The organism is Polaromonas sp. (assembly GCF_016185115.1).
Taxonomy (GTDB): Bacteria; Pseudomonadota; Gammaproteobacteria; order Burkholderiales; family Burkholderiaceae_C; genus Polaromonas.
The window spans coordinates 37706-44071 of sequence record NZ_JACPOF010000006.1; the positions used below are offsets into that span (position 1 = coordinate 37706).

At 61.4% G+C, this 6366-nt stretch carries 8 protein-coding genes and 1 riboswitch; of the genes, 6 read left to right on the forward strand and 2 right to left on the reverse strand.

Annotation, left to right across the window (positions count from 1 at the left end):
- Window positions 1-84 precede the first annotated feature (84 nt).
- Window positions 85-564, reverse strand: a complete 480-nt coding sequence (locus tag HYX42_RS04820) for a PaaI family thioesterase (RefSeq protein WP_293400414.1) — start codon at window positions 562-564, stop codon at window positions 85-87.
- A 54-nt stretch (window positions 565-618) separates the two neighbouring features.
- On the opposite strand from HYX42_RS04820, the gene HYX42_RS04825 reads away from it, so the two are divergent.
- The 6 genes from HYX42_RS04825 (at window position 619) to HYX42_RS04850 (ending at window position 5760) form a co-directional block, all read left to right on the forward strand.
- The gene (locus HYX42_RS04825; protein ID WP_293400416.1) at window positions 619-1107 is read left to right on the forward strand and encodes a MarR family winged helix-turn-helix transcriptional regulator; all 489 of its coding nucleotides are present in this window, start codon (window positions 619-621) and stop codon (window positions 1105-1107) included.
- Window positions 1107-1496, forward strand: coding sequence for a DUF488 domain-containing protein (locus HYX42_RS04830; RefSeq protein ID WP_293400418.1), 390 nt, complete (start codon window positions 1107-1109; stop codon window positions 1494-1496). Before HYX42_RS04825 ends, HYX42_RS04830 begins: the two co-directional genes overlap by 1 nt.
- A 175-nt stretch (window positions 1497-1671) precedes the next feature.
- Window positions 1672-1758: riboswitch (cyclic di-GMP riboswitch) on the forward strand.
- A gap of 67 nt (window positions 1759-1825) precedes the next feature.
- Window positions 1826-2197, forward strand: a complete 372-nt coding sequence (locus tag HYX42_RS04835; RefSeq protein WP_293400420.1) for an Lrp/AsnC family transcriptional regulator — start codon at window positions 1826-1828, stop codon at window positions 2195-2197.
- Between the two features lie 42 nt (window positions 2198-2239).
- Window positions 2240-4168, forward strand: a complete 1929-nt coding sequence (locus HYX42_RS04840; RefSeq protein ID WP_293400422.1) for a type IV pili methyl-accepting chemotaxis transducer N-terminal domain-containing protein — start codon at window positions 2240-2242, stop codon at window positions 4166-4168.
- A gap of 16 nt (window positions 4169-4184) precedes the next feature.
- The gene (locus HYX42_RS04845) at window positions 4185-4865 is read left to right on the forward strand and encodes a response regulator (RefSeq protein WP_293400424.1); all 681 of its coding nucleotides are present in this window, start codon (window positions 4185-4187) and stop codon (window positions 4863-4865) included.
- A gap of 196 nt (window positions 4866-5061) precedes the next feature.
- Window positions 5062-5760, forward strand: coding sequence for a Crp/Fnr family transcriptional regulator (locus HYX42_RS04850; RefSeq protein WP_293400426.1), 699 nt, complete (start codon window positions 5062-5064; stop codon window positions 5758-5760).
- 16 nt (window positions 5761-5776) lie between these two features.
- On the opposite strand, the gene HYX42_RS04855 is transcribed toward HYX42_RS04850, so the two are convergent.
- Complete coding sequence (locus HYX42_RS04855; protein ID WP_293400428.1) at window positions 5777-6187, reverse strand: FKBP-type peptidyl-prolyl cis-trans isomerase; 411 nt, start codon at window positions 6185-6187, stop codon at window positions 5777-5779.
- Window positions 6188-6366: the final 179 nt, after the last annotated feature.

Genomic DNA, 6366 nt, shown 5'->3' on the forward strand with positions numbered 1-6366 from the left:
GGGTGTGCATTGCGCTTTGCAGTATAGGTGCGCCCGAAATCGGTGTCACCCACACCGTGGCGGGATGCCAAGCTGACTGTGCGGTCAGGCGCGGTTCGCTGGCAATACCAGAAGCGTGGACGTGCCATGCGACAGCACACGGCCGTCGGCCCCCACCACCTTGGCTTCCACGGAGATGATCTGGCGCCCTGGGGATACGACCCGTGCTTCGGCACGGACCCGGCCCGTGTTGTGCGTGATGGGGCGGGAAAAATTGCCTTTGGTCTCGACCGTGGTGTAGCCCACGCCTGCGGGCAGGGTCGACAGGCCCGCGCAGCCGGCGACGCTGTCGATCAGGGTCAGGGCCCAGCCGCCGTGCACCGTGCCCATGGGGTTGAGCAGCTGCGGGCCGGGCTCGCCTTCAAAGGCGGCAAAGCCATCTCCCACTTCCACAATCCAGAACGCCATCGTCCGGGAAATGGGGGCCTGTGGCAGCGTGCCATCAATGATGGCCTGCAGCAGTTCCTTGCCGCTCAGTTGGGCGGTTTGCTGGGGGGTGGCCAGGCCGTAGTGGTAGGTGGTCATGGGTGCAATCCTTTTAAATGTAGATGCATTCAATGTATTTGCATATAATACCGCATGCCCCATCGAAAACAAGTCCGCCCGTCACTGCGCACCCACGCAAAGGACGCTTTGGCCCTGGATCTGGGCTGGCATGCACGCCAGTCGGCACGGCTGTTGACGGCCGAGCTGGACAAGGGCCTTGCCGCATCGGGCCTGACCAGCACCCAGTTCGGGTTGATGTGCCTGATCGCGTCATCGCCGGACGACACCGTGGGCGGGCTGGCCGAGCGTGCAGGCCTGAACCAGTCGACGATGTCGCGCAACATCGATGCGCTGTCACGCGCTGGTCTGGTCGAGGTGGCGACCGTGATCGAGGATCGCAGGCGCAGGGCGATGTGGCTGACCGAGGCCGGGCTGCGGCGTCTGCAGGAGGCCATGCCCCTGTGGCGCACCGCGCATACTGCATTGGCAGGTCAGCTCCATCCGGAATTGGGGTCCCATCTGTTGGCCACCAATGCCATGTTGTCACCGCAACCGCAAACCCCCACGCAGGAGGATATGTAATGGGCATTCGCATTGTCAGACTCGGCACGGACCGCGCTCACGATGAGGGCACCCGGATCGGCACCGTCCGGCGGCCACCGCGCGGCGTGCCCAAGACCGAATTTGCCAGCCAGAACTGGTATGACGTCTGGTATCCCAATCTGGCCCCCAGCGCCGAAACGATGAAGGAAGGGCAGCAGGCCGACAACGCGGCCCAATGGAGTGCCTTTGCCAGGCGTTACCGCAGCGAGATGAAGCAGCCCGACGCGGCACGCACGATTGAGCTGTTGGCCCGGTTATCCAGGCACGCCAATTTTTCGGTTGGCTGCTATTGCCAGGATGAGTCGCACTGCCATCGGTCAATTTTGCGCGAGCTGTTGCTGGAGTCCGGGGCGGAAATCCTGAAGTAGGACTGCCCTGCGGGGATCCGATTTTCCTACCCGCTTTCTCGCTTCGGATTCGGCACTTTCTTGCATTGACTTGCAAAAAGTGTCAATTTGTGTAATATTTGGCATGACTGGATTTGCCTTCCAATGTGGTTTGGCTTCTCCCGTTCGCAACCAGCGAGGCGGCTTTTCGGAGCGAACCTGGTAAGGGCAAACTTGACGAAAGTCAAGGACGCAAAGCTTCCGGGCTACATGACGCGAGTCATTTGCCAGCGGGGTTGCCATCGAAGTGCCACCGGTGTCTCGATGTATGCGTCGCCCTTTATTTGTTAACTCAATTTAAAGGCGACTTTATGACCAAGCACTCCAACCGCAGCATTCCAGTCGAGCAATGGCCCGAATCGCTGGAGATTTTGCGTCACCTCGCTGCACAGACCGTACCGCGCCCGATCAAGGAAGTGGCCCGCGACGTCAGTGCGCCAGAAATATCCACCCGCAACCGCCTTGCCAAGCTTGAAGCCCAGGGCACTGTGCGCGCCGTGCGCGCCATCGCCACGCTCGGACCCGGCAAACAGGTGACCTGCACCCACTATGTGATCACGCAGTACGGCAAGGACTGCGCCGGCATGCGCGCCCAAGGGCAGAGCCATGTGGCCAAGGTGCGTGCCAACAGCGTGTTCACCTGGGCGGCTGCGATGGAAGCCAGCCCTGCCTGCGACGGTTGACGGCGTCGGGCCGGACCAGACTCGGGAAGTAAGATTTGGTCCATGACAGTCAAACAATCGCGCTGGAGCCTGAGCGCCAAGCTGGCCTTGGTGGGAGCACCATTCCTGCTGATGGCCCTGGTTTCCACCGGTGCAACGCTGTGGATTTCCCGGCAACTCGATGGTGGTGCGGCGGCGGTCAATGAGGCCGGCCGCATGCGCATGCAGGCCTACCGGATGGCGCTGGCGGTCGGCAGCTCGGATCTTCGCAGTGCGCAGGAACTGTCGGCGCACATCAACACATTCGATGACAGTCTGGCCCTGCTGCGCAACGGTGATCAGCAGCGCCCGTTGCAGGTGCCGTGGGATGGAAAGGTACGCCAGCACTTTGCCACCGTGGAGAACGATTGGCGCCAATTCCGCGCGAACTGGCTGGGCGCTTCACCGAAAAATCTGGATCGACTGAACTCCGACGCCGAGGTTTTTGTCGCGGACATCGACACCTTTGTCAACGGCATCGAGTCGCACATGTCGGGCTGGACTGCAACACTGCACCTGCTGCAGATGTGCGTGCTGATGCTGGCGCTGCTCGGGGCGGGTGTTTTGCTGGTGGCCGGTTACCTGTTCGTGCTGGAGCCGGTGAACCAGTTGAAGCATGCCATTCGAAAAATCCAGGGTGGTGATTTCGGCTTCCGGGTTGACCCCATGGGCAATGACGAGTTCGGTGCCCTGGCCGACGGCTTCAACGGCATGGCGGCCCATCTGCAATCGCTGTACGGAAATCTGGAGAGCAAGGTGGTAGAGAAGACTGCCGAGCTGGAGGAAAAGCGGGAGCGACTGGAGTCGCTGTACGAGGTCACGGCGCTGGTGGCGCGCGCCACGTCGCTGGAAGACCTCGCCCAGGACTTCTCCAGGCGCGTGATGTCCATCGCCAAGGCAGATGGTGTGGCGCTGCGCTGGTCCGACCACAGCCAGCAACGCTACCTGATGCTCGCCGCCAACGGCCTGCCGCGTGAGATGCTGGATGATGAGCAGTGCCTGACGGCCGGTGACTGCTTTTGTGGCCTGCCAGCTCCCCACAAGGATCTGGTGGTGGTTCCCATCTATTCCATGCCCCAGCCGTCCCGCAAGCACTGCGCGAAGGCGGGTTTCGAGACCATCGTCAATGTTCCCATCCGTATGCATGATCGCCTGATGGGCGAGATGAATCTCTTCTACCGAGGCATGGTGTCGCCAACCGCAGCGGAGCGCTCGCTGCTGGAGGCGCTCAACAGCCACCTGGCCAGTGCCATGGAAAATCTGCGCCTCAATGCGCTGGAGCGAGCAGCCGCCGTGTCGGGGGAGCGTCACCACCTGTCGCGTGAACTGCATGACTCGATTGCACAATCACTGGCCTTCCTGAAGATTCAGGTGCAATTGATGCGCGACGCCCTGCGCAGCCAGGACCAGGCGGTGATCCAGAAGGTGCTGGAAGAAATCGACACCGGCGTGCGTGAGTGTTACGGTGACGTGCGCGAGTTGCTGGTGCATTTCCGCACCCGGACCAACGCCGAGGACATCGAACCCGCGTTGGCCACGACCTTGCGCAAGTTCGAGTTGCAGACCGGTATGCAAACGGCGCTCGAAGTCACGGGGAATGGTCTACCGCTGTCCGGTGAAGTCCAGATTCAGGTGCTGCACATCGTGCAGGAGGCCTTGTCCAATGTGCGCAAGCATGCGCGAGCCTCCCGGGTGTGGCTGAGCGTGCAGCGCCAGCCCGTCTGGCAGTTTGAAGTGCGTGACGATGGGGTCGGCTTTGCCCTGGATGGTGGCGGTATCGACGAAACCCACGTGGGCCTGCACATCATGTCGGAGCGTGCCCAGCGCATTGGCGCGGCATTCCAGGTGTTATCCGCACCCGGACAGGGCTGCACCGTGCGCCTTAAATTGGCCGGCGCCAGCCATGTGGAACAGGCCGGCGCGGAGCAAGCATCCATGATTTCTTCCAATTGAACCCAGTGGACAACCTATGAACGAAGCGACCGTGAGCCCAATCCGAGTTCTGGTGGTGGATGACCACACCCTGTTTCGGCGCGGCCTGACGGCCTTGCTGTCCCGTGACCCCCGCGTGCAGGTGGTGGGCGACGCAGGCGATGCGGGCGAGGCGCAACGCCGCGCCCCGGAATTGCAGCCGGATGTGATTCTGCTGGACAACCACCTTCCGGGCGTACGGGGCGTGGACGCCTTGGCGGCCCTGCAGGATGCCGTGCCCCGTGCCCGCATCGTCATGCTGACGGTGAGCGAAGACGAGACGGACCTGGCGGCCGCGCTGCGCGGTGGTGCTGCGGGCTATCTGCTGAAGACCATTGAGGGGGACGCACTCATCAGCGCCCTTGAGCGGGCGGTGCGCGGTGAAAGCGTGATTGCCACCGAAATGACCGGCAAGATGGTTTCCGCCTACCTGGGTGCGGCGACGCACAGCGGCGCTGTCGCGGCACCGGCGCAAACTTCGCCACTGTCCGCGCTGTCTTCGCGCGAGCGCGAAATCCTGCGCGGCATCGCCCAAGGTGCCAGCAACAAGGAAATCGGACGGGAACTTGGCATCGCGGAGACCACCGTCAAGGTCCATGTGCAAAACGTTCTGCGCAAACTGCATGTCAGCACACGCGTCCACGCAGCCGTCATCGCCACGGAAATCGGACTTTCTTGATAGAAAAATTTACTGCCCTCGTTTGATTTAAATCAAGCGAATCCGCGTTGACAGGGTTACTAGTTCTTTGGAACTAGTTATCGTGTGTCGACTTAGTTCTCATGAAGTGGTGCATCCATCCTTAGGGGGATGGCACGGGGGTCAATCGGTCCTTAAATTTGAGACATGTCAATTTTTTCGAAAACATCAAGAAACAATGCGCGTTGACCATTTGGATGTGCCGCAGCATTTGAGAGCAGTCCCGCTGTTCAGCGGACTGTCTGAGCCCGGGCGCCAGAACGTTGCGCGGGGCTGCAAGTTGCATCGCTTTTCACGAGGCGATATGGTTTTCCGGGCCGGCGAGGCCTGCGAGGCGTTCCACTTTGTGGTGTCCGGCCAGGTCCGGCTGTACGTGGCGTCGCCCACCGGCGTGGAAAAGGTCATCGAACTGGTCGGCCCGGGGCACAGTTTTGCCGAGGCCATGATGTTCCTGTCCAAGCCCTATATGCTCAACGCCCAGACCCTGACCGATACCCTGATCATGACGGTCAGCAAACAGGCGGTGTTCAACGAGCTTGAGCGTGATCCGCGTTTCTCCATGCACATGCTGTCCGGCATATCGCATTGGCTGCATCGGCTGTTACTGGACGTGGAAGGCTACGCGCTACACAGCGGTATGCAGCGCCTGATCGGCTATCTGCTGCGGGATGTGGAGCTGGAAAGTGACGAAGATTTTGGCGTCGTCACGGTGTCGTTCCCTGTCAGCAAGGCCATCATTGCCTCACGTCTGTCGCTGACGCCGGAGTATTTCTCCCGCGTCCTGCACCAGTTGGAGTCAGAGAACCTGATCGAGATCGACAAGCGGGAGGTGCGCATCCTGGATGTGCGCCGCCTTGCCAGCTACGGCACGATCTGAGCCGCTGACTTCTCCGCTACTTCTCGATCGCCAGCAGCTCGACTTCAAAGGTCAGTGTGGCATTGGGTGGTACGGCGGCGCCGGCACCGCGCTCGCCATAGGCGGTCGCCGGCGGGCAGGTCAGCGTGGCCTTGCCGCCCACCTTGATCTTCTGCAGGCCCTGGGTCCAGCACGGCACGACGCGGTTCAGCGGGAACACGGCCGGCTCGCCGCGCTTGTAGGAGCTGTCAAACTCCTTGCCGTCCACCAGCGTTCCGCGGTAGTGCACCTTCACGCGGTCGGTGGCATTGGGGCTGGCACCGGTACCCACCACTGTGTGTTCGATCTTCGCGCCGGACGGCAGTGTTTCGGTTTCCGCGGCAACAGCGGCGGCGCCGCAAGTGGCCAAGGCGAGGGTGATGGGAATCCAGAGGGAACGTTGTGTCATGGCAAGCACATTCAAGAATGGGTGGCTATTGGCAAAATCGCCGTGCGTCAAAGCGCGGGTGTGACCTGTTCTGGAGATTTAGAACTTATCCGTAAATAAGTGATAATACGTTTCCATGCGCGACGACCGCGTGTGGAGTGAAGATGGCGAAGGCAAAAGCATGGGAAGTCACCGATGAG

What these genes read in the sequence shown, in the direction of transcription:
- HYX42_RS04835 (WP_293400420.1), top strand. Translation starts at nt 1,826, where the DNA reads ATGACCAAGCACTCCAACCGCAGCATTCCAGTCGAGCAATGGCCCGAA.
- HYX42_RS04850 (WP_293400426.1), top strand. Translation starts at nt 5,062, where the DNA reads ATGCGCGTTGACCATTTGGATGTGCCGCAGCATTTGAGAGCAGTCCCG.
- HYX42_RS04830 (WP_293400418.1), top strand. Translation starts at nt 1,107, where the DNA reads ATGGGCATTCGCATTGTCAGACTCGGCACGGACCGCGCTCACGATGAG.
- HYX42_RS04840 (WP_293400422.1), top strand. Translation starts at nt 2,240, where the DNA reads ATGACAGTCAAACAATCGCGCTGGAGCCTGAGCGCCAAGCTGGCCTTG.
- HYX42_RS04845 (WP_293400424.1), top strand. Translation starts at nt 4,185, where the DNA reads ATGAACGAAGCGACCGTGAGCCCAATCCGAGTTCTGGTGGTGGATGAC.
- HYX42_RS04825 (WP_293400416.1), top strand. Translation starts at nt 619, where the DNA reads ATGCCCCATCGAAAACAAGTCCGCCCGTCACTGCGCACCCACGCAAAG.
- HYX42_RS04820 (WP_293400414.1), bottom strand. Translation starts at nt 564, where the DNA reads ATGACCACCTACCACTACGGCCTGGCCACCCCCCAGCAAACCGCCCAA.
- HYX42_RS04855 (WP_293400428.1), bottom strand. Translation starts at nt 6,187, where the DNA reads ATGACACAACGTTCCCTCTGGATTCCCATCACCCTCGCCTTGGCCACT.